This window comes from Streptomyces muensis (assembly GCF_021474425.1).
Taxonomy (GTDB): Bacteria; Actinomycetota; Actinomycetes; order Streptomycetales; family Streptomycetaceae; genus Streptomyces; species Streptomyces muensis.
Genome location: NZ_JAKEIP010000014.1, coordinates 40,621 through 62,021, shown reverse-complemented (window position 1 = coordinate 62,021; position 21,401 = coordinate 40,621). Strand labels below are relative to the sequence as shown.

The window sequence follows — 21,401 nt, the reverse complement described above, 5'->3', positions numbered from 1 at the left end:
CCATCTCTTTCAGGGGCGCAGGAGGGTCTTGATGGCGCGGCGCTCGTCCATGGCGCGATAGCCCTCGGCGGCCTGGTCCAGGGGGAGTTCGAGGTCGAAGACCTTGCCCGGGTTGATCCGGCCGGTGAGGACGCGCTCGATGAGGTCGGGCAGGAAGGCGCGGACCGGGGCGGGGCCGCCGCGCAGGGCCACGTGGGAGAAGAACAGCTCCTCGCCGTCGATCTGCACACCGTGCGGGACGCCGACGAAGCCGACATTGCCGCCGGGGCGGGTGGAGTGCAGGGCCTGCCGCATGGACTCGGGGTTGCCCACGCACTCCAGGACGGCGTCCGCGCCGATGCCGCCGGTCAGCTCCTTGATCCGGGCAGCGCCCTCGTGGCCGCGCTCGGCGACGACGTCGGTGGCGCCGAACTCGCGGGCCAGCTGCTGGCGCGGCGCGTGGCGGGACATGGCGATGATCCGCGTCGCCCCGAGTTCCTTGGCGGCGATGACCGCGCACAGGCCGACCGCGCCGTCCCCGACCACCGCGACGGTGTCACCGGGCTCGACCTGGGCGGCGACGGCCGCGTACCAGCCGGTGCCCATCACGTCGGAGCAGGCCAGCAGGCTCGGGATGTGCTCCTCGGCCACATCGCCGGGGACGTGGACCAGGGTGCCGTCGGCGAGCGGGACGCGGACGTACTCGGCCTGGCAGCCGCCGACGAACTCTCGGTGCAGGCAGTTGGTCTGGTAGCCGTTCTCGCAGTTGGGGCAGGTGTTGTCCGAGGCGAAGAACAATCCGACCACGAGTTGGCCGGGCTTGATGCCCGTCACCTCGCTGCCGACCTCTTCGACGATGCCGACGTATTCGTGGCCGCCGGGCGTGGGCTCGGCGATCTCGTTGACGCCTCGGTAGTCCCACAGGTCCGAGCCGCACACACAGGTGGCGACGGTGCGGATCACCGCATCGGTGGGCTGCTGCAGGGCGGCCCTGGGCCGGTCTTCGACCCGTACGTCGCGGGGGGCGTGAAGGACGGTTGCGCGCATGATTCTTTCCGTGATCGTGAGAGGGGGAGAAGGTCGGGAGGGGCGGGCGTCCGCCGGCCCGACATCGATGAAACGGCAGGTCACGCGCGCACGGAAGGACCCGCTGTTACATGTACTGGCAGGGCACCCCTCAGATCCTGCGATCGTCGTAGCCTCGAAGACATGGACAACCGAAGCGAGGTCCGCGAGTTCCTCACCAGCCGCCGCGCGAAGATCACGCCGCAGCAGGCGGGCCTTCCGGCCGCCGGACACCGGCGGGTCAAGGGGCTGCGCCGCGAAGAGGTCGCGATGCTCGCCGGGGTGAGCGCCGAGTACTACGCCCGTATGGAACGCGGAAACCTCTCCGGCACCTCCGAGGCCGTCCTGGACTCCCTGGCCCGTGCGCTGCAGCTAGACGAATCCGAGCGTGCCCACCTCATGGACCTGGCCCGGACCGCCAGCACCACCCGCCGGCCCACACGCCGCCGCACGGCACAGCCCATCCGGCCCGCCCTGCAACAGCTCCTCGACGCGATGACCGACGCGCCCGCCTTCATCCGCAACGGCCGCCTCGACATCCTCGCGACCAACCGTCTCGGCAAGGCCCTGTACTGGCCGCTGTTCCAGGACCCCGCCCGGCCGGTCAACATCGCCCGCTACCAGTTCCTCAACCCCGGCGCCGAGCAGTACATGCCCGAACTGGACGACCAACGGGCCGCAGCCGCAGCCCTCCTGCGCACCGAGGCCGGACAGGACCCGTACAACCGCGATCTCAGCGACCTGATCGGCGAACTCTCCACCCTTAGCGAGGACTTCCGGTCGTTGTGGGCCGCACACAACGTGCGCCTGCACCACACCGGTCTCAAACGCTTCCGCCACCCCGCCGTCGGCGACCTCACCCTCGCCTTCGAAGCGTTGCCCGTACCGACCGACCCCGGTCTGGCCCTCACCGCCATGAGCGCCGAACCCGGCACCCCATCGGCCGACGGCCTGAAACTGCTCGCCAGCTGGGCCGCCACACTCGAACCCCGCTACTTCGGCTCGCGGTCGAACACCGACTTGGACCAGACGTAGCCGAGCACCGCCAGCCCCACGCACCAGGCCACGGCCAGCCACCCGTTGTGGCCGATCTCGGTGCCGAGGAGCAGGCCGCGCAGGGTCTCGATGGCCGGGGTGAACGGCTGGTACTCGGCGATCGGCTGGAACCAGCCCGGCATCGCGTCCACCGGCACGAAGGCGCTGGAGATGAGTGGCAGGACCATCAGGGGCATGGCGTTGTTGCTGGCCCCCTCGGGGTTCGGGCTGACCAGGCCCATGCCGACCGCGATCCAGGTGAGCGCCAGGGAGACGAGCGTCAGCAGCCCGGCCGCCAGGATCCACTCCAGGGCGGTGGCGTCGGTGGCGCGGAAGCCGATGGCCACGGCGACGGCTCCCACGAGGACCACGCTCGCCAGGCACTGCAGCACGCTGCCGATGACGTGGCCGATGAGCACCGACCCGCGGTGGACGGCCATCGTGCGGAAGCGGGCGATGATGCCCTCGGTCATGTCCATGGCCACGGACACGGCCGTACCGATCGTGGTGCCGCCGATGGTCAGCAGCAGGATCCCCGGGAGGATGTAGGAGAGGTACTCGGAGCGGTCCGCTCCGCCGCCGTTCAGGCCGGCGCCCATCACGTCGCCGAAGACGTAGACGAAGAGCAGCAGCAGGACGACCGGCGACAGCAGCAGGTTCAAAGTGAGCGACGGGTAGCGGCGCACGTGCAGCAGATTGCGGCGCAGCATCGTGGACGAGTCGCGCACGGCGAGGGACAGGGAGCTCATCGGGCCGCCTCCTCGGACGGGTTCGGCTGGTCGGTGCCGCTGGTCAGGGCGAAGAAGACGTCGTCGAGGTCGGGGGTGTGCACGGTCAGTTCGTCGGCCTCGACGCCGGCCGCGTCCAGCCAGTCGAGGATGGAACGCAGTTCTCGCTGACTGCCGTCGCTGGGGATCTGCAGGGCGAGGGACTCATCGTCCCGGGTGGTCTCGGGCAGGGCGGAGGCGGCGCTCTGGTACGCGGCCGGGTCCGTGAAGCGGAGCCGTACGTGTCCGCCGGGGATCATCCGCTTCAGCTCGTCGGCGGTTCCCTCGGCCGCGATCCTGCCGTTGTTCAACACCGCGATGCGGTCGGCGAGTTCGTCGGCCTCCTCCAGGTACTGGGTGGTGAGGAAGACGGTGACGCCCTCCGAGACCAGCTCGCGGATGATTCCCCACATGTTGTGGCGACTGCGCGGGTCGAGGCCGGTGGTCGGCTCGTCGAGGAAGATGATCCGGGGGCTGCCGACCAGGGTCATGGCGATGTCCAGGCGGCGCTTCATGCCGCCGGAGTAGGTGGAGGCGGGCTTCTTCGCGGCCTCGGTGAGATCGAAGCGCTCCAGCAGCTGGGCGGTGACCTGCCGTCCCTCGCGCTTGGGGAGGTGGTGCAGGTCCGCCATCAGGAGCATGTTCTCCTCACCGGTGATCAGCCCGTCCACGGCGGAGAACTGGCCGGTGACCCCGATCGCGGCCCGCACCCCCTCCGGTGAGGTGGCGACGTCGTGGCCCGCGACCTGGGCCTGCCCGCCGTCGGCGCCGATGAGCGTGGACAGGATCTTCACCGCGGTGGTCTTGCCGGCGCCGTTGGGCCCGAGGAGCGCGAACACGGACCCGGTCGGGATGCGCAGATCGATGCCGTCGAGGACGGTCTTGTCGCCGTAGGACTTGCGCAGACCGATGGCGGAGACGGCGGCGGGCGACTGCGGACCGTCGCCTCGCCTGGGCATGGGCATGGGCATGGGCATGACAGAAGAAGCCATGAGGCCCTCCGTTGAGAGCTGAAGTGGGTGGGCGATGAGGCCGGTTGAGGATGTGATGCTCAGGGCTTGGCGCGGCGGATGTCGATGTTGCCGTACTTGGTCCGGGCGCGGACCTTGACGGTGTCCTCGGTCTGCTCCGGGGCATCGGACGCCGTGAGCGTGTTGCGCACCTGGCCGGAGTTCGAGCTGACGTCGAGCCAGGCGGCGGTGCCCTCGCGGATGCCGACGTCGATGGCGCCGTGGTTGGTCTCCAACTGGACGGTGCCACGGGCCACTTCGTCCACGCGCAGGGTGCCGTGGGCGGTGGTGGCGGTGACCGAGTCCTCGGCGCGCCGGATCTCGATGTCGCCGTTGGCGCCGCTCACCCGCAGCTCGCCGGTCGCGGCTCCGACGGTGGTGGTGCCGTGGGAGTTCTTCAGGACGGCGGGGCCGTCGAGCAGGCCGACGCGCAGGCTGCCGGAGCTGGTGGTGATCTCGGCCATGCCCTCGACCCGGTCCACGGTGATCGAGCCGTGCGACGCAGTCAGATGCAGCGGGCCGGTCGTGTCGAAACGGGCGTCACCGGACGAGGTCTTCACACGGACCTCGCCGAGTCGGCCCTCGCCAAGCACCTGGGCCCAGGCGCCGGTCATGTCGATGCACGAGTCCGTCGGCAGTTCGACCGTCACGTCGACGGTGCCGGTGCGGCCGAAGAGATTGGACTTGGGCGTCCTGACGGTCAGCAGACCGCTCGCGTAGCTGACCTCGGTCTGGTCGGCCGTCCGCACGTCCAGGTCCTTCTTCGGGTCGCGGGGCCGCACCTCGACGACGGTGTCGACGCGGTCGCCCGCGGTGAACTGAATGGAACCGGCCTCCACGCGCGCCGTGACCGCGATTGCTTCAGGAGTGTCGAAAGAAGGCATGACTGTCCCGTCCTCTTGAGTCGTTGGGGCATCCCTGCTGGTGGGACGTGGTGCGGATGAAGTGGTGCTGGTGCAGTGGTGCGGGCGGGGGTGCGGCTAGCGCACCCAGCCCGTGAAGCTCTGTCCGACGGTCTGGCTCTTCTCCGTCGTACGCGGCTGGGTGCCGCCGTCGACCGCGGCCGAAACGGCACGCACCAGCCACGCGTTGACCGACAGGCCCTCGCGGCTCGCGGCCTCCTCGGCGCGAGCCTTGAGGTGGGCCGGCAGACGCAGGTTGATCCGGGCGGTGCCGCCTTCGTCGCCCTCGGCCGGGGCGGGGGCCGCCCTGAACGGGTCGACGGTCGCGGGCGGCTCCGCGGGAGCGCCGCCGTAGGTGGGCGGCGGTGTCACCACGAAGTCGGGGTCGAGCCCGCGCAGCCGTACGTCGACCGAGCCAGGGGCGAGTTCACGGGTGATCTCGTCCATCGCGGCGGAGAGCACGTTGAGCATGGTCAGCCGGGTCGCCGACTCCAGGGGAGCGGTGAGCCGCTCGGCCAGCTCGCGGGCTTCTTCGCCGCCGGCTTCGGCGGCCACCGCGAGTTCGCGGCGGAGGGTGTCGACATACGGCGTGAGGTCCATGACGCCATCATGGCGCCATGTTGGCACCATTCGCAAGCCCTGTTGCGCCAGGCGCACCCGCCCTCCTGGTCGACTGGTTGGCACCGAGTGGCGCAGCATGGCACCGAGTGGCGCCGCATGGCACCAAGTGGCGCCAGCCGGTGCCATGGACCCGAAGACCGACCGAGGTCCCCGGTCTCGCCCGTCAGGAGGTGGCCGTGGCCGACAGGTCCGGCAGGTCCGGCTCCTGCTGGCGTTGCGGTGCCGTGGGCACGCTGAGCACCATCGTGAGGCCGCCGCCGGGCGTGTCCTCGGCGCTCAGGGTGCCGCCGATGGCCTCGGCGAAGCCGCGGGCGACCGCAAGGCCGAGGCCGACGCCGGCACCGCGGGGCGCGTCGCCGTAGCGCTGGAAGGGCTCGAAGATGCGGTCCTTGGCGTCGTCGGGGACGCCTGGCCCGCGGTCGACGACCCGCAGCTCGACCCGGTCGGCGATGGCGCTCGCGGACACCAGGACCTTGTCGCCGGGCGGGCTGTACTTGACGGCGTTCTCCACGACGTTCGCGACCGCCCTCTCCAGCAGCCCCCGATCGACGTGGACCATGGGCAGGGTCTCGGGGATGTCCAGGTCCACGCTGTCCTCGGGCACTCCGCCGAGCGCCATGGGCACGACCTCGTCGAGGTCGGTCTCGCGGATGATGGGGATGACGGTGCCGGTCTGCAGGCGGGACATGTCCAGCAGGTTGCCGACCAGGTGGTCGAGCCGGTCGGCGCCCTCCTCGATGGCCTCCAGCAGCTCCGCCTGGTCCTCCTCGGACCACTCGACGTCGTCCGAGCGCAGGGAGGAGACCGCCGCCTTGATGCCGGCCAGCGGGGTGCGCAGATCATGGCTGACGGCGGCGAGCAGGGCCGTACGCATGCGGTTGCCCTCGGCGAGTTCCGCGGCCCGGTCAGCCTCGCGCTGCAGGCGCTGGCGGTCCAGGACCACGGCGGCCTGCGCGGCGAACGCGGCCAGCACCCGGCGGTCGGCGGCGGGCAGCACCCGGCCGCGCAGGGACAGGGCCAGGTGGTCGCCGACGGGGACGTCCACGTCCGCGTCCTCGGGAATCCCGGCGGGTCGCGGTCCCACACTGCCGGCGCAGGTCCACGGGTCCTTCTCGCCGATCCGCTCCAGCAGGGCCACCGACTCCATGCCGAAGGTCTCGCGGACCCGTTCCAGCAGGGCCTCCAGGGTGGTCTCGCCGCGCAGTACGTTGCCCGCGAGGAAGGAGAGGATCTCCGACTCGGCGCGCAGCCGGGCCGCCTGGTGGGTGCGCCGGGCCGCGAGGTCCACCACGGACGCCACGGACACGGCGACCCCGACGAAGATCGCGATGGCGACGATGTTCTTCGGGTCGGCGATCGTCAGGGTGTGGACGGGCGGGGTGAAGAACCAGTTCAGGAGGAGGGAGCCCACCACGGCGGAGGCCAGCGCCGGGAGGAGCCCGCCCAGCAGGGCCGCCGCCACCGTCAGGGTCAGGAAGAGCAGCATGTCGTTGGCGAGGCCGACCTCCGGGAAGACGCTGGTCAGGAGCCAGCTGAGGAGCGTGGGGCCCAGGACGCCGACGAACCAGCCCCAGATGACCCTGGACCGTCCCAGGCGTGCTCCCCGTGCGACCGGCAGGCCGCGGCCCTTGCCCGCCTCGTCGTGCGTGATGAGGTGGACGTCGAGGTCGGGACCGGACTCACGGGCGACCGTGGCGCCGACCCCGGGGCCGAAGACGTACTGCCAGCTCCTGCGGCGGGAGACGCCGAGGACGATCTGGGTGGCGTTCACGCCGCGGGAGAAGTCGAGCAGAGCGGCCGGTATGTCCTCGCCGACGACCTGGTGGAAGGTGCCGCCGAGGTCCTCGACCAGCGTGCGCTGCACGGCCAGTTCTTTCGGGGAGGCGGCGGTGAGACCGTCACTGCGGGAGATGTAGACGGCTAGCACCTCGCCACCGGCGCCCTTCTCGGCGAGCCGCGCGGCCCGCCGTATGAGGGTCCGTCCTTCGGGGCCGCCGGTCAGTCCGACCACGATCCGCTCGCGTGAGCCCCAGATGGTCGAGACCCGGTGCTCGCTGCGGTACTCGGTCAGGTACGCGTCGACCCGGTCGGCCACCCACAGCAGCGCGAGTTCGCGCAGGGCGGTGAGGTTGCCGGGGCGGAAGTAGTTGGAGAGGGCCGCGTCGACCTTGTCCGGCTTGTAGATGTTGCCGTGGGCCATGCGGCGGCGCAGCGCCTCCGGGGACATGTCGACCAGCTCGATCTGGTCGGCACGCCGTACGACCTCGTCGGGGACGGTCTCGCGCTGGCGGACCCCGGTGATCGACTCGACGACGTCGCCGAGGGACTCCAGGTGCTGGATGTTGACGGTGGATATCACGTCGATGCCCGCGGCGAGCAGTTCCTCGACGTCCTGCCAGCGCTTGGTGTTGCGGGAGCCGGGGACGTTGGTGTGGGCCAGCTCGTCGACCAGGGCGACCTTGGGGGCGCGGCGCAGGACGGCGTCCACGTCCATCTCGCTGAAGGTGCCGCCCCGGTAGTCGAACTCCTTGCGGGGCACCTGTTCCAGGCCGTGCAGCATCACCTCGGTGCGGGGCCGGTGGTGGTGTTCCACGAAGGCGACGACGCAGTCGGTGCCCCGTTCGATACGGCGGTGTGCCTCCGACAGCATCGCGTACGTCTTTCCGACGCCGGGTGCCGCGCCGAGGTAGATCCGGAGCTTGCCGCGTGCCATGTCGTCCCTCGGTCAGCCTTCGAAGCGGTAGCCCATGCCGGGCTCGGTGATCAGATAGTGGGGGTGGGAGGGGTCCTTCTCCAGCTTGCGGCGCAGCTGGGCCATGTAGACGCGCAGGTAGTTGGTCTTGTTGCTCTGTGAGACGCCCCAGACCTCCTGGAGGAGGTGCTTCTGTGTGATCAGCCGGCCCGGGTTGGTCACCAGGATCTCCAGCAGATGCCACTCGGTCGGCGTCAGCCGTACGTCCCGGCCGCCTCGTACGGCCTTCTTGGCGAGCAGGTCGATGCTGAAGTCCTCCGTCTCGACCAGCGTCGTCTCGGGGGCCGCTGTGTTGTCCTCGGTGCGGCGGACCGCGGCTCGCAGGCGAGCCAGCAACTCGTTCATGCTGAACGGCTTGGTGATGTAGTCGTCGGCGCCGGCGTCGAGCGCGGCCACCTTCTCGTCGGACGCCTGACGGGCGGACAGGACGAGGATCGGCACACGGCTCCAGCCCCGCAGGCCCTTGATGATGTCGACGCCGTCCATGTCGGGCAGGCCGAGATCGAGCAGGACCACGTCGGGCTGGCGCGCGGCGGCGAGCCGCAGTGCCGTGGCCCCGTCGGGGGCGGCGTCCACGCCGTAGTGACGTGCCTGCAAGTTGATGACGAGGGCCCGCACGAGCTGCGGGTCGTCCTCCACCACGAGCACCCGGGTCATGGGTGTGTGCCTCTCCTGTCGTACGTCGGGCCGTGCGCGCCGGCGGTGCAACCGCCTTTGTGGCCGCGGGAGTCGGCGGGTCCGGGATCTCTCCGCGGCCGCCGACTCCCGTGGGGATCGCGTAACGCCGTCAGCTCCGGGCCACGAGTTCCCTGAGCGCGACGTTGAGCTCCAGGACGTTCACCCGGGGCTCGCCCATGAAGCCGAGGGTGCGGCCCTCGGTGTGGTCCTCGACCAGCTTCTCGACCTGGGCGACCGGGAGGTCGTTGCGCTCGGCGACCCGGTGGACCTGGAGGTCGGCGTAGGCCGGGGAGATGTGCGGGTCGAGGCCGGAGCCGGAGGAGGTGACCGCGTCGGCGGGGACCTGGGAGGGCCGCACGGTGTAGCCCGGCACGGAGTTGTCCTTGACGACCTTGGCCTTCGCCTCCTTCACCCACTTGATCAGTTCGGGGTTGTCCCCGGAGCGGTTGGTGGCACCGGAGAGGATCAGCTTGTACTGGGTGTTGACCGAGTTCTCCCCCAGTCCGTTCGCGGGACGGGGCTGGAAGTAGTCCAGGCTGTAGCCCTGTTGGCCGATCAGCGAGGAGCCGACGACCTTGCCGTCCGCCTTGATCTCGGAGCCGTTCGCCTTGCCGTTGAACAGCCCCTGCGCGATGCCGGTGACGACCAGGGGGTAGATGACGCCGGTCACCAGGGTCAGCACCAGGAGGGCACGCAGGCCCGCCCCGAGCAACCGGGCGGTGTTCGTAACCGAGTTGTTCATGGCGATCAGCCACGCCTTTCGAGAATTACAGCCCGGGGATGAGGGAGATGAGCAGGTCTATGAGCTTGATGCCGATGAAGGGCGCGACCAGCCCGCCCAGTCCGTAGACGGTGAGGTTCCGCCGCAGCAGACGGTCCGCGCTGACCGGCCGGTACTGCACGCCCTTCAGCGACAGCGGCACCAGCGCCACGATGATCAGCGCGTTGAAGACGACCGCCGAGAGGATCGCGGAGTCCGGGGACGACAGGCCCATGATGTTGAGCTTGTCCAGGCCCGGGTAGACGGCCGCGAACAGCGCCGGGATGATCGCGAAGTACTTGGCGACGTCGTTGGCGATCGAGAACGTCGTCAGCGCGCCCCGCGTGATCAGCAGCTGCTTGCCGATCTCGACGATCTCGATGAGCTTGGTCGGGTTGGAGTCGAGGTCGACCATGTTGCCGGCCTCCTTGGCGGCCGACGTCCCGGTGTTCATCGCCACGCCGACGTCGGCCTGCGCGAGCGCGGGCGCGTCGTTGGTGCCGTCACCGGTCATCGCGACCAGCTTGCCGCCGGCCTGCTCCCGCTTGATCAGCGCCATCTTGTCCTCGGGGGTGGCCTCCGCGAGGAAGTCGTCGACACCCGCCTCCTCGGCGATGGCCTTGGCGGTCAGCGGGTTGTCGCCCGTGATCATGACGGTCTTGATGCCCATCCGGCGCAGTTCCTCGAACCGCTCCCGCATGCCCTCCTTGACCACGTCCTTGAGGTGGATGACACCCAGCACCCGTGCCCCGTCGGCGTCTTCGACCGCGACGAGCAGCGGTGTCCCACCGGCCTCGGAGATCCGGTTGGCGATGGTGTCCGCGTCGTCGGCGACCTGGCCGCCGCGCTCCTCGACCCAGGCGATGACCGAACCGGCGGCGCCCTTGCGAACCTTGCGCCCGTCGACGTCCACACCCGACATACGGGTCTGGGCGGTGAACGTGATCCATTCGGCGGCCACCAGTTCGCCCTGGTGACGCTCGCGCAGACCGTACTTCTCCTTGGCGAGTACGACGACGGAACGGCCCTCGGGTGTCTCGTCGGCCAGCGACGACAGCTGGGCGGCGTCCGCGACCTCGGCCTCCGTCGTCCCGCTCACCGGCACGAATTCGGCCGCCTGGCGGTTGCCGAGCGTGATGGTGCCGGTCTTGTCGAGCAGCAGCGTGGAGACGTCACCGGCGGCCTCGACGGCCCGGCCGGACATGGCCAGGACGTTGCGCTGCACCAGCCGGTCCATGCCCGCGATGCCGATCGCGGAGAGCAGCGCGCCGATCGTGGTCGGGATGAGGCAGACCAGCAGGGCGACCAGCACGACCATCGTCAGGTGCGTGCCCGCGTAGTCGGCGAACGGCGGCAGAGTCGCCACGGCCAGCAGGAAGACGATGGTCAGCGAGGCCAGCAGGATGTTCAGCGCGATCTCGTTCGGCGTCTTCTGCCGGGCCGCGCCCTCGACGAGGTTGATCATCCGGTCGATGAAGGTCTCGCCGGGCTTCGTCGTGATCTTGACGACGATCCGGTCGGAGAGGACCTTCGTGCCGCCGGTGACGGCCGAACGGTCACCGCCGGACTCCCGGATGACCGGGGCCGACTCACCGGTGATCGCCGACTCGTCGACGGACGCGACCCCTTCGACGACATCGCCGTCACCGGGGATGACATCGCCGGCCTCGCAGACGACCAGGTCGCCGATCTTCAGGTCGGTGCCCGGAACCTGCTCCTCGGAGCCGTTCCCCCGCAGCCGTCGCGCCACCGTGTCGGTCTTGGCCTTGCGCAGGGTGTCGGCCTGGGCCTTGCCGCGGCCTTCGGCGACGGCCTCCGCGAGGTTGGCGAAGATCACCGTGAGCCACAGCCAGACACTGATCGTCCAGCCGAACCAGTCGCCCGGGTCCTTGAAGGAGAAGACCGTGGTCAGGACGGAGCCGACGAGGACCACGAACATCACGGGCGACTTGACCATCACCCGCGGGTCGAGCTTGCGGAAGGCGTCCGGCAGGGACTTGACCAGCTGCTTCGGGTCGAAGAGGCCCGCGCCGACACGGCCTTCGGGGGCCTTGTGTCCCGTCGGCGCGTCCTGGTGGGGCGCAAGGGTGGGAGTGGACATCGAGTCCTGCTTCTTTACGTCGGTGGTCATGAGGCCAGCCCCTCGGCCAACGGCCCCAGCGCCAGGGCGGGGAAGTAGGTCAGACCGGTGATGATGAGGATCGCGCCCACCAACAGGCCGGTGAACAGCGGCTTTTCCGTGCGCAGGGTGCCCGCGGTGGCCGGCACCGGCTGCTGCTCGGCGAGCGAGCCGGCCAGCGCCAGCACGAACACCATCGGCAGGAAACGGCCGAGCAGCATGCACAGGCCGAGCGTGGTGTTGAACCACTGCGTGTCCGCGTTCAGCCCGGCGAAGGCCGAGCCGTTGTTGTTGGAGGCGGACGTGTAGGCGTAGAGGATCTCGGAGAATCCGTGCGCCCCGCTGTTGGTCATCGAGTTCGCCGGGGTCGGCAGGGCCATCGCGAACGCGGTGAAGATCAGCACCAGCGCCGGGGTGATCAGGATGTAGCAGGCCGCGAGCTTGATCTCGCGGGTGCTGATCTTCTTGCCCAGGTACTCGGGCGTACGGCCGACCATCAGGCCGGCGATGAACACCGCGATGATCGCCATGATCAGCATGCCGTACAGGCCGGAGCCGGTACCGCCCGGCGCGATCTCGCCCAGCATCATCCCGAGCATGGTGATACCGCCGCCGAGGCCGGTGAACGACGAGTGGAAGGAGTCCACCGCACCGGTCGAGGTGAGCGTGGTCGAGGTCGCGAAGATCGACGAGGCGCCGACCCCGAAGCGCACCTCCTTGCCCTCGTACGCCCCGCCCGCAAGGTCGAACGCCGGGCCGTGGTGGGCGAACTCGGTCCACATCATCAGGGCGACGAAACCGACCCAGATGGTGCCCATCGTCGCGAGGATCGCGTACCCCTGCTTCACGCTGCCGACCATCAGGCCGAAGGTGCGGGTGAGTGCGAACGGGATGACGAGGATGAGGAAGATCTCGAAGAGGTTCGAGAACGGGGTGGGGTTCTCGAACGGATGCGCGGAGTTGGCGTTGAAGTAGCCGCCACCATTGGTGCCCAGCTCCTTGATGGCCTCCTGCGAGGCGACCGCGCCGCCGTTCCACTGCTGCGAGCCCCCCATGAACTGCCCGACCTCGTGGATGCCGGAGAAGTTCTGGATCGCGCCGCAGGCCACGAGGACGACCGCGGCGACGGCCGCCAGCGGCAGCAGGATGCGGACGACACCACGCACCAAGTCGGCCCAGAAGTTGCCGAGTTCACCGCTGCGCGAACGCGCGAACCCGCGCACGAGCGCCACCGCGACGGCGATGCCCACGGCCGCGGAGACGAAGTTCTGCACGGCCAGCCCGGCCGTCTGCACGACGTGGCCCATGGCCTGCTCGCCGTAGTACGACTGCCAGTTGGTGTTGGTCACGAACGACACGGCGGTGTTGAACGCCTGGTCCGGGTCGATGGACGAGAAGCCCAGCGAACCCGGCAGAACCCCCTGCAGCCGCTGGAGGGCGTAGAGGAAGAGGACGCCGACGGCGGAGAAGGCGAGGACGCCGCGCAGGTAGGCGGGCCAGCGCATCTGGGTGTCGGGGTCGGCACCGATCCCCTTGTAGATCCACTTCTCGACCCGCCAGTGCCGGTCGGAGGAGTAGACCTTGGCCATGTAGGTGCCGAGGGGGATGTAGGCGAGCGCCAGAGCGGCTATGAGAGCGAGCAGCTGGAGCACGCCCGCGAGTACGGGACTCATATGGCTGCTCAGAACCTCTCCGGGAAGATCAGGGCGAGGACGAGATAGCCCAGCAGGGCGACGGCCACGACGAGGCCGACGATGTTCTCGGCGGTCACAGCTTCGTCACCCCCTTGGCGACGAGAGCCACGAGCGCGAAACCCGCGATCGTGACGACGACGAAGGCCAGATCGGCCATCGCGAACTCCTGGAGTGAGGTTCGGTGGAAACGGACGATTCGAGGAAAGCGCCTCTGTGGCCGGATCAGGTCGTCCGTTGACGGCTCTCTTACGGCGACGAGCACGGCTTTGACGGAACCCTTACGGCAGCCGGAAGCGCAGCCGGCAGATGACGGCATCCGTCTCCCGCCGCACGGCGTGGGCGACGACCGCGCCCCGCTGGTTCTGCAGCAGCCGCTGCCACAGCCGCTCCGGCTCGGTCTCCGGGATCAGCACGGTGACGCGGGTGCCCGGTTCGGTGGCGGCCACCTCACGGACGTACGCGGCGATGGGACGGCCCAGTGAGCGGCGTTCGCAGTTCAGCCGGACCAGCGGCACCCCGGGGTCCCACTCCGCCCAGGCCAGCTCCAGGGCGTACAGCGTGGCCCGGTCCTCGGGGTCCGGGTAGCAGACGGTCACGGCGCGGACCTCGTCGCCCAGGGAGGCGGCGGCGGTCAGTGCCTCGGAGGTGAGGCGGGAGATCGAGGAGAGGGGCACGATCACGACCGAGCGGTCGCGGTGCGGGTGCTCGGGTATGCGGCCGAGGCCGAGTCGCTCACCGATCCGGGTGTAGGCGCGGCGCACGGTCTCGAAGGCGGCGACCAGCAGGGGCAGGGCGATCACGATCAGCCAGGCGCCCTCCTCGAACTTGGTCGCGGTGACGACGATCGCCGAAACGCCGGTGAGCAGCCCGCCGATGCCGTTGAGCACGGCCTTGCCCTGCCAACCGGTGCCCTCTTCGAGCCGCCAGTGCCGGACCATGCCGACCTGCGCGATGGTGAAGCCGACGAAGACGCCGATGGCGAAGAGGGGCACGAGGGTGTTGGTGTCGCCGCCGGAGAAGAGCAGCAGTCCGGCGGAGACGACGGCCAGGGCGAGGACGCCGTGCCGGTGGACCTGCCGGTCGGCCTTCAGCGCGAACACGTGCGGCAGGTAGTTGTCGCGGGCGAGCAGCTTCAGCAGCACCGGGAGGCCGCCGAAGGACGTGTTCGCGGACAGGGCCAGCAGGATCATCGTCGCGAACTGGATGACGTAGAACGCCCAGTTGTGGCCCAGCGAGGCGTCCGCGAGCTGGGCGAGGACGGTGACGCCGTCGACCGGCTGGAGATGGAAGCGGGAGATCAGTACCGACAGGCCGATCAGCATCACGCCGAGGACGGCGCCGAGGGCGACCTCCGCGTGCTGGGCGCGCTTGGCGCGGGGTACGCGGAAGGAGGGGACGGCGTTGGCGATGGCCTCGACGCCGGTGAGGGCGGAGCACCCGGAAGCGAAGGCTTTCAGCAGGAGCAGGGCGCCCACGGTGGTGGCGTTGTCGGCGAGCACGGAGGGGTGGCCGGCCGCGGTCGCCGTACTCACCGGCTCGGACCGGAACAGCCCGACGACGATCAGCACGAGGATCGAGCCGACGAACACGACGGTCGGCACGATGAACGCCTTCGCCGATTCCACGATGCCCCGCAGGTTCACCGCCGTGATCAGCGCGAGCACGGCCAGGCACAGCCACAGCCGGTCGGCGTACAGGGCCGGGAAGGCGGAGGTCAGGGCGGCCACACCGGCCGTGACGGCGACGGCGACGTTGAGGACGTAGTCGAGGACGAGCGAGGCCGCCGCCACCAGGCTGGTGCGTGCGCCCAGGTGTGTCTTGGCGACGGCATAGGAACCGCCGCCGTCCGGGAAGGCCGCGATCACCTGCCGGTACGAGGCGACCAGCACCGCCAGCAGGGCCGCGATGGCCAGCGTGACCGGCAACGTGAATCCCAGCCCGTGCGCGCCCGCGGCGGCCAGGACGAGAACGATCGCCTCAGGGCCGTAGGCCACCGACGCCATGGCGTCCAGGGACAGGGCGGCCAGACCGGTGACGGCGGTCAGCCGGTGGCGCTCACCGGTGTCAGGCGGCTCCTCGCCGGCGGGGACGGCATCCGGCGCGACGGTCAGAACGGACATGGAACGGGTGCTCCTTCGTGCGGTGTTCGCGTGCACCCAGGTTCTGTCCGTTTCCCGCCGCCTCCGACGGCTCCTTGCGGCATCTTCGCGCCCGGCCGGCCGGCCTTGACGGGACCTTGATGGGCGTGTGACGTGGGCGACTGCTGGGCCAGTGCCGTCGGGCAAGGAATCGTCGGACATCCGTCAGAGCCGCATCAAGGCGTGCTGATCATGCTTCGACGCTCACTAGCGTCGATGGGCATGGGACGCCGTGACGACATAGGCGGAGGCCCCCTCGACGCTCAGGCGAAGGGCTCCGAAGGACCCGGTGAGGCTACGAACGACCTCGAGTGGACGCGGGAGCTCTGGAGCACGATCCGCTGTGCCGGCGTACTGCTCGCTCTCCTTCTCCTGGTCGACCGGGGCTGCGGCCTGATCACCCCGGGGCGCGCCGCACTGTGGTTCGCTCTCGCCGGGCTGCTCTTCGTCGTGCTGTATCCGGCGCGGGTGTCCGCGGGCGGGAACTGGCTGGCTTCGCGCCGCCTGGTGCGCGGGCATCGGGTACGGACGGATCTGCTGGTGTCCGTCCGCTGCCTGGACGGCGTCTCCCGGCGGCTCCTGCTGCGGGATGCCCTGGGCGGCCGCGTCGAGATCGACCCCGAGGTCCTGGTGCGCAACCCGCAGTTGTGGCTCCGTCTTGACGAGGGCGCGCGGAAGGCCGCCGCCGACGGCTCGCTGCTGTGCGGCGTGACCGCGTTGCGGTGCCTCGGCCGGCGCGTGGACCGCGAGACCGCCCTCGCCGTGTTCAAGGCCTCCGGCCTGGAGTGAGCGTCAGCCTTCCCCGAACGGTCCGGCTGTGTCCAAGGCCGACCCCGTCCGGTCGCTTGGCCAGTCCCGCCTGCCCGAGGCGGAACTCGACGAACTGCTGCGGGGACCCGGCCACGAGCCCCTCCACGTCAGCGGCGACGACCCTCACCCGAACCTGCATGTGCGCGGCTACAAGGAGTCCGGCACCACGACCACACCGTTCGACATGGTCGTCCGCAACGACCTCGACCGCTACCGGCTCGTCATGGACGTCATCGACCGCGTCCCCGGCCTCGCGGTGCGCGCCGCGGCCGTACGGCAGTCGATGGCCGACGCCCGCACCCGCCACCACGTCTGGATCCGCGAGCACGGCGCCGACCTGCCGGAGGTCGCCGACTGGGCCTGGGACGCCTGACAGTCCCGTGACCGACCTGGAGGGGCAAGCTGGACTTGCGGGGCAATTCCGGCGCGGGCGGCGCCGGCGACGTACTGGCAGCCGAAACCGCACCGCCGGAGCCGGGCTCCGCGACACATCGGATGGGGTGAGGAGCGTCATGAAGGGCTATGTGTTCCACGGCGCCGGACAGTCCGCGTGGGAAGAGGTGCCGGACCCGGCGATCAAAGAGCCCACCGACGCGATCGTGCGCGTCGGGGCAGTCACCATCTGCGGCACTGACCTGCACATCCTCAAGGGCGACGTGCCCGAGGTACGCCCCGGTACCGTCCTCGGCCATGAGGCGGTCGGCGAGATCGTCGAGGTCGGCAGCGATGTCCGCACCGTGCGGCCGGGCGACCGCGCCCTGGTCTCCTGCATCACCGCGTGCGGGCGTTGCTCGTACTGCCGGCAGGGGACGTACGGCCAGTGCCGGGGCGGTGGCGGCTGGATCCTCGGCCACCTGATCGACGGCACGCAGGCCGAGTACGTCCGGGTGCCGTATGCGGACCTGTCCGTGCATCCACTGCCCGGCGCCATGGACAGCAAGGACGCCGTCCTGCTGGCCGACATCTTCCCGACCTCCTACGAGGTGGGCGTGCTCAACGGCCACGTACGGCCCGGCAGCACGGTCGTCGTGGTCGGCGCCGGCCCCATCGGGCTGGCCGCGATCGGCACGGCCCGGCTGTTCTCCCCCGAACGGATCGTCGCCGTCGACCTGGCTGCCGCCCGGTTGGAGGCCGCCCGGCAGTTCGGCGCCGACGCGGTGGCCGATGCCCGGGAGACGCCCGAACAGCTGGTCGCCGACCTCACCGACGGGCTGGGCGCGGATGTCGTCATCGAGGCGGTCGGGGTGCCGGAGAGCTTCGAGCTGTGCACCCGCATGGTGCGGCCGGGCGGGCATGTCGCCAACGTCGGTGTGCACGGCGCTCCCGCGACCCTGCACCTCGAAGACCTGTGGATCAAGAACATCACCATCACCACCGGCCTGGTCGACACCTACTCGACCCCGACCCTGCTGCGAATGACGGCCGCCGGCCGCCTGCCCACCTCGCGGCTGGTCACCCACACCTTCCCGCTGGAGCACATGGAGGAGGCGTACGACGTCTTCGCCCACGCCGCCGACACCGGCGCCCTCAAGGTCGTGCTCGGCGGGCAGCAGCACGAGGTCGTCGCGGTGGGGGCGGCCTGACGAAGGGAGGGGAAACCGTCGTCGTGGGCCATGACCGGCACGCCGCCCGTGCTGGGCTTCGCGCCCAGCGTGCGTATCGAGGGGTCTGGTGGACACGCGGGTGCCGCGCGAGGCGGGGAGCTGGAGTTGAGCAGGCCGGCCGACGGGGGCACGGCGTTGGAGTGGTGGGCGCCGGTACCAGCCCGGTAGAGCGGAGGAACCGAGGAGACCGCCGGGAGGTGCCGGGCCGCCGCCGGTGCGCCGCTCCTCGGGTCGGTGGTCCCGGTGGTCAGGCCGCCGTGTTCAACAAGTCGGCCAGCACGTCGGGGCGTTCCAGGGCGATGAAGTGGCCGGCCTTCGGCACCTGTGTGAAGTCGGCGGCCGGCAGGAGCTGCTGGTTGGCCGCCCGGTCCGAGGGCCGGGACCAGTCCTTCTCGCCGTAGACGAGGTGGACGGGCGCCTTGACCCCGGGGTAGCGCGAGCGGGCGGCGACGAGGCTGGGCAGGGCCTGGTACACGGCGCGGGCGACCGTCGGGTAGCCGGGGCGGGCGCCCACCTGGAGGAGCTCGTCCAGGTAGTCCGCCCGCAGTGCGCTCTTGTCGCCGAGGCCGCCCTGGAGGATCTTGCGGAGGGCGGGCCTGGGCTCCACGCCGGCGATCACCGGGCCCACTCCCGGAGCGAGGACACCGCTGACCACCACGCGGGCGAGGAGGCTGGAGCGGGCGATTCCACCGCGGAAGTCGTAGGTGTTGACCGCGACGACGCGCCGTACCCGCTCCGGGAGATCGGCCGCGGTGGTCAGCGCCAGCACCGCGCCCATGGACTCCCCGGCCAACGTCACGTCGTGGAGGTCGAGTTCGGTGAGGAGCCGCTCGACGCCCGCGCGCATGGCCGGCTCGTCGTAGGACGCGCCGGGCACGATCTCGGAGTAGCCCATGCCGGGCAGGTCGAGGGCGTACACGGTGTAGTGGTCCGCGATCAGCGGGACGAGGTGGCGGAAGTGCTCGGCCTGGGTGCGCACGGTGTGCAGCAGGACCAGGGGGGAGCCGGTGCCCGCCTTGAGGTAGCGCAGGGTTCCCTCGCGGCCCTCGAGTCCCGCGCGCGGGGCGAGGGTGTGGCTGGTGGTCCCCGGAACGTGGATCGTGGGACGTGACTGGTGGCTGGGCATCTCGCCGGCTCCTGGTGTGTGAAGGGGTTACTTCGCCAGCTGGGCGTACAGCCCCGCCAGGTCGCCGGCCAGGCCCGCCTTGACCTGCCGCGAGACGTCGTCGGCGAGCACCTCGTACGCTCCCGTCTCGACGCCGTCGAGGGCGAGGGCGGCCACCGCACGGGGGTCGGACTTGGGCGCGTCGACATCGGCCGCCAGGTCCGTGTCGACGTAGCCGACGTGCAGGCCGGTGACGGCGATGCCGCGCGGCTGGAGCTCCAGGCGCAGGGAGTTCGACTGCGACCACAGGGCTGCCTTGGAGGCGCTGTAGGAGCCGCCGAGGGCCAGCCAGGAGAGCACGGAGTGCACGTTCAGGAGGTGGCCGCCGCCGTTGCGCTCGATGACCGGTACGAAGGCCCGGGTGACGAGGAGCGGGCCGTAGAAGTTGGTCTCGAACTCCCGGCGTACGTCGTCGACCGGGGAGTCGAGGAAGGACGCGCCGACCGCGGCACCGGCGTTGTTGATCAGTATGGTGACGTCCCCCGCCTGCTCGGCGGCGGCCGCCACGGAGGCCGGGTCGGTGACCTCCAGCGCGACCGGGACGGCGTCGGGGTGCGTCACGCCGCGCGGGTCGCGGGCCGTGGCGTAGACCTTGCCGGCGCCGCGCGCGTACAGCTCCTCCACCAGCGCCTTGCCGATGCCGCGGCTGCCGCCGGTGACGAAGACGTTGGCGCCCTTCAAAACGGTCATGAGTGTCTCCAGAGAATGAGAAACCGATCGGTTTCCAAGTACGTTAAACCGATCGGTTTCCGGGCGCAAGCCCGGCAGACTCCCGGCGGGATGCCGACGGATCACCAGCACTCCGCTCGCAGGACTCAGCCCACGGCGACGGGGACCCGCTCGTCGGCGGTGTCGCCAGCCGGCACGAGCCTTCTCCAGGGTGGGCGTGTCCCCGAGGGCGACGAGACACTCCGGCATGCTGTCGCGGATGTGCGCGCCCCTGGTCCGGTCGGCCGCAGCCAACTGCCGCGAGAGTCCCCTTGCCCATGGAAACCGATCGGTTTACGGTGATGAAACTGATCGGTTTCTCGCTGTCAGGGCGAGCCTCGGACCCCGAATCTCCAGGAGTACGGATGACTGCCACGCGCGACGCGGAGGGGCAACCGGCGAGGCAGCCGGCCGCCCCGGCCGCAACCCCCAGGCTCCCGGCGAAGCTGGCCGCCCACCCGTCGGTGCGGGCCGTACTCGCCCGGCGCGGGGCAGGTGACGGGGCGAAGCCGCCGGAGGTGATCGACGCGGAATGGCTGCGCGAGCTGTGTCTGGCGGCCGGTGCGGACGACGCCGCCGCGGTCAGCCTGGACCACCCCGACCTGGCCGGCGAGCGCGAGCACGCGCAGGCCGCGCTGCCCGGCACCCGCACTCTGATCGCGATGGCGGTCCGGATGAACCGCGACAACTGCCGCTCCCCCGCCCGCAGCGTGGCCAACCAGGAGTTCCACCAGACCGACGAACAGGCCAACCACGCCGCCCGCACCGTCACCCAGGCACTCCAGGACGCCGGCTACCGCGCGCTCAATCCCTCTGTCGGCTTCCCGCAGGAGATGGACCGCTTCCCCAGCGAGCGGATCTGGGTGGTGGCGCACAAGACGGTCGCGGTGGCCGCCGGGCTCGGTGTGATGGGCCTGCACCGCAACGTCATCCACCCGAAGTTCGGCAGCTTCATCCTGCTGGTCACCGTCCTGATGGACGCCGAAGTGAGCGCGTACGGGCAGGCGCTCGACTACAACCCCTGCATCGACTGCAAGTTGTGCGTGGCCGCCTGCCCGGTCGGCGCCATCGCCAAGGACGGCGCCTTCGACGCGCTGGCCTGCACCACGCACAACTACCGGGAGTTCATGAGCGGGTTCACCGACTGGGCGCAGACCGTGGCCGACAGCGAGGACGCCGCCGACTACCGCTCCCGGGTCAGCGATTCCGAGAGCGCCTCCATGTGGCAGAGCCTGAGCTCACCGCCCGGCTACAAGTCCGGCTACTGCCTCGCCGTCTGCCCGGCCGGCGAGGACGTCCTGGGCCCTTACCTGGACGACCGCAGGACCTTCATGGACACCGTGCTGCGACCGCTCCAGGAGAAGAAGGAAACCCTCTACGTCCTGCCGGGCTCCCACGCGCAGGAGTACGCCCGGCGCCGCTTCCCCCACAAGCCCGTCAAGGAAGTCACCGGCGGCTGGCATCCCCCGGCGAAACGCTCCGCGTCCTCCGACCGAGAGACCCGTACGTCATGAGTGACGTTCACCCCTTCCACGGGGCACCAGGAGCCTCCCTCCGGAAAACCGATCGGTTTTCATTTTGTCCGCTTCGGGTT

Annotated in this window: 19 protein-coding genes and 1 pseudogene; 5 read left to right on the top strand and 15 right to left on the bottom strand. The window is 70.4% G+C overall.

The window, feature by feature from the left end; translation table 11 throughout:
- Nucleotides 1-9 precede the first annotated feature (9 nt).
- Nucleotides 10-1,026 carry a zinc-dependent alcohol dehydrogenase family protein gene (locus L0P92_RS06600; RefSeq protein WP_234761565.1) on the bottom strand — a complete coding sequence of 339 codons (1,017 nt, stop codon included), beginning with the start codon at nt 1,024-1,026 and terminating at the stop codon, nt 10-12.
- Between the two features lie 162 nt (nt 1,027-1,188).
- Between L0P92_RS06600 and L0P92_RS06595 the strand changes: the two genes are divergently transcribed.
- Entirely contained in the window at nt 1,189-2,079 is an 891-nt protein-coding gene (locus tag L0P92_RS06595; protein WP_234761564.1) for a helix-turn-helix transcriptional regulator, read from the top strand.
- On the opposite strand, the gene L0P92_RS06590 is transcribed toward L0P92_RS06595, so the two are convergent.
- The 12 genes from L0P92_RS06590 to L0P92_RS06535 form a co-directional block, all read right to left on the bottom strand.
- A complete protein-coding gene (locus tag L0P92_RS06590; protein ID WP_234761563.1) occupies nt 2,037-2,828 on the bottom strand; it encodes an ABC transporter permease in 792 nt (263 codons plus the stop codon). The genes L0P92_RS06595 and L0P92_RS06590 overlap by 43 nt on opposite strands.
- Nucleotides 2,825-3,811: an ATP-binding cassette domain-containing protein gene (locus tag L0P92_RS06585; RefSeq protein ID WP_234761592.1), complete on the bottom strand. Its 987-nt coding sequence runs from the start codon at nt 3,809-3,811 to the stop codon at nt 2,825-2,827. Before L0P92_RS06585 ends, L0P92_RS06590 begins: the two co-directional genes overlap by 4 nt.
- An 86-nt stretch (nt 3,812-3,897) precedes the next feature.
- On the bottom strand, nt 3,898-4,740 hold the full coding sequence (locus tag L0P92_RS06580; protein WP_234761562.1) for a DUF4097 family beta strand repeat-containing protein: 843 nt from the start codon (nt 4,738-4,740) through the stop codon (nt 3,898-3,900).
- A gap of 96 nt (nt 4,741-4,836) precedes the next feature.
- Entirely contained in the window at nt 4,837-5,358 is a 522-nt protein-coding gene (locus tag L0P92_RS06575) for a toxin-antitoxin system HicB family antitoxin (protein ID WP_234761561.1), read from the bottom strand.
- 184 nt (nt 5,359-5,542) lie between these two features.
- Nucleotides 5,543-8,092, bottom strand: coding sequence for a sensor histidine kinase (locus L0P92_RS06570; RefSeq protein WP_234761560.1), 2,550 nt, complete (start codon nt 8,090-8,092; stop codon nt 5,543-5,545).
- A gap of 12 nt (nt 8,093-8,104) precedes the next feature.
- Nucleotides 8,105-8,788, bottom strand: coding sequence for a response regulator (locus L0P92_RS06565; RefSeq protein WP_234761559.1), 684 nt, complete (start codon nt 8,786-8,788; stop codon nt 8,105-8,107).
- Between the two features lie 130 nt (nt 8,789-8,918).
- A complete protein-coding gene (locus L0P92_RS06560) occupies nt 8,919-9,551 on the bottom strand; it encodes a potassium-transporting ATPase subunit C (RefSeq protein ID WP_234761558.1) in 633 nt (210 codons plus the stop codon).
- A 25-nt stretch (nt 9,552-9,576) separates the two neighbouring features.
- A complete protein-coding gene (gene kdpB / locus L0P92_RS06555; RefSeq protein WP_234761557.1) occupies nt 9,577-11,700 on the bottom strand; it encodes a potassium-transporting ATPase subunit KdpB in 2,124 nt (707 codons plus the stop codon).
- Nucleotides 11,697-13,361: a potassium-transporting ATPase subunit KdpA gene (gene kdpA / locus L0P92_RS06550; RefSeq protein ID WP_234761556.1), complete on the bottom strand. Its 1,665-nt coding sequence runs from the start codon at nt 13,359-13,361 to the stop codon at nt 11,697-11,699. Before kdpA ends, kdpB begins: the two co-directional genes overlap by 4 nt.
- A gap of 8 nt (nt 13,362-13,369) precedes the next feature.
- On the bottom strand, nt 13,370-13,459 hold the full coding sequence (gene kdpF, locus L0P92_RS06545; protein WP_016434100.1) for a K(+)-transporting ATPase subunit F: 90 nt from the start codon (nt 13,457-13,459) through the stop codon (nt 13,370-13,372).
- Nucleotides 13,456-13,644, bottom strand: coding sequence for a hypothetical protein (locus tag L0P92_RS06540; RefSeq protein WP_234761555.1), 189 nt, complete (start codon nt 13,642-13,644; stop codon nt 13,456-13,458). Before L0P92_RS06540 ends, kdpF begins: the two co-directional genes overlap by 4 nt.
- A gap of 16 nt (nt 13,645-13,660) precedes the next feature.
- The gene (locus L0P92_RS06535; RefSeq protein ID WP_234761554.1) at nt 13,661-15,502 is read right to left on the bottom strand and encodes an APC family permease; all 1,842 of its coding nucleotides are present in this window, start codon (nt 15,500-15,502) and stop codon (nt 13,661-13,663) included.
- Nucleotides 15,503-15,742: 240 nt separating this feature from the next.
- Here L0P92_RS06535 and L0P92_RS06530 point away from each other — a divergent pair, with 240 nt between their 5' ends.
- The 3 genes and pseudogenes from L0P92_RS06530 (at nt 15,743) to L0P92_RS06520 (ending at nt 17,913) form a co-directional block, all read left to right on the top strand.
- Nucleotides 15,743-16,309 (top strand): hypothetical protein, encoded by a 567-nt coding sequence (locus tag L0P92_RS06530; protein ID WP_234761553.1) that lies wholly within the window; start codon nt 15,743-15,745, stop codon nt 16,307-16,309.
- A 145-nt stretch (nt 16,310-16,454) separates the two neighbouring features.
- Nucleotides 16,455-16,703, top strand: a pseudogene (locus tag L0P92_RS06525) (phosphoketolase family protein); the annotation flags it as partial.
- 139 nt (nt 16,704-16,842) lie between these two features.
- The gene (locus L0P92_RS06520) at nt 16,843-17,913 is read left to right on the top strand and encodes a zinc-dependent alcohol dehydrogenase family protein (protein WP_234761552.1); all 1,071 of its coding nucleotides are present in this window, start codon (nt 16,843-16,845) and stop codon (nt 17,911-17,913) included.
- 268 nt (nt 17,914-18,181) lie between these two features.
- Here L0P92_RS06520 and L0P92_RS06515 read toward each other — a convergent pair whose 3' ends face one another.
- The gene (locus L0P92_RS06515) at nt 18,182-19,060 is read right to left on the bottom strand and encodes an alpha/beta fold hydrolase (RefSeq protein ID WP_234761551.1); all 879 of its coding nucleotides are present in this window, start codon (nt 19,058-19,060) and stop codon (nt 18,182-18,184) included.
- Nucleotides 19,061-19,087: 27 nt separating this feature from the next.
- Nucleotides 19,088-19,789 (bottom strand): SDR family oxidoreductase, encoded by a 702-nt coding sequence (locus L0P92_RS06510; protein ID WP_234761550.1) that lies wholly within the window; start codon nt 19,787-19,789, stop codon nt 19,088-19,090.
- Between the two features lie 383 nt (nt 19,790-20,172).
- On the opposite strand from L0P92_RS06510, the gene L0P92_RS06505 reads away from it, so the two are divergent.
- Nucleotides 20,173-21,321 carry a 4Fe-4S binding protein gene (locus L0P92_RS06505; RefSeq protein ID WP_234761549.1) on the top strand — a complete coding sequence of 383 codons (1,149 nt, stop codon included), beginning with the start codon at nt 20,173-20,175 and terminating at the stop codon, nt 21,319-21,321.
- Nucleotides 21,322-21,401 lie beyond the last annotated feature (80 nt).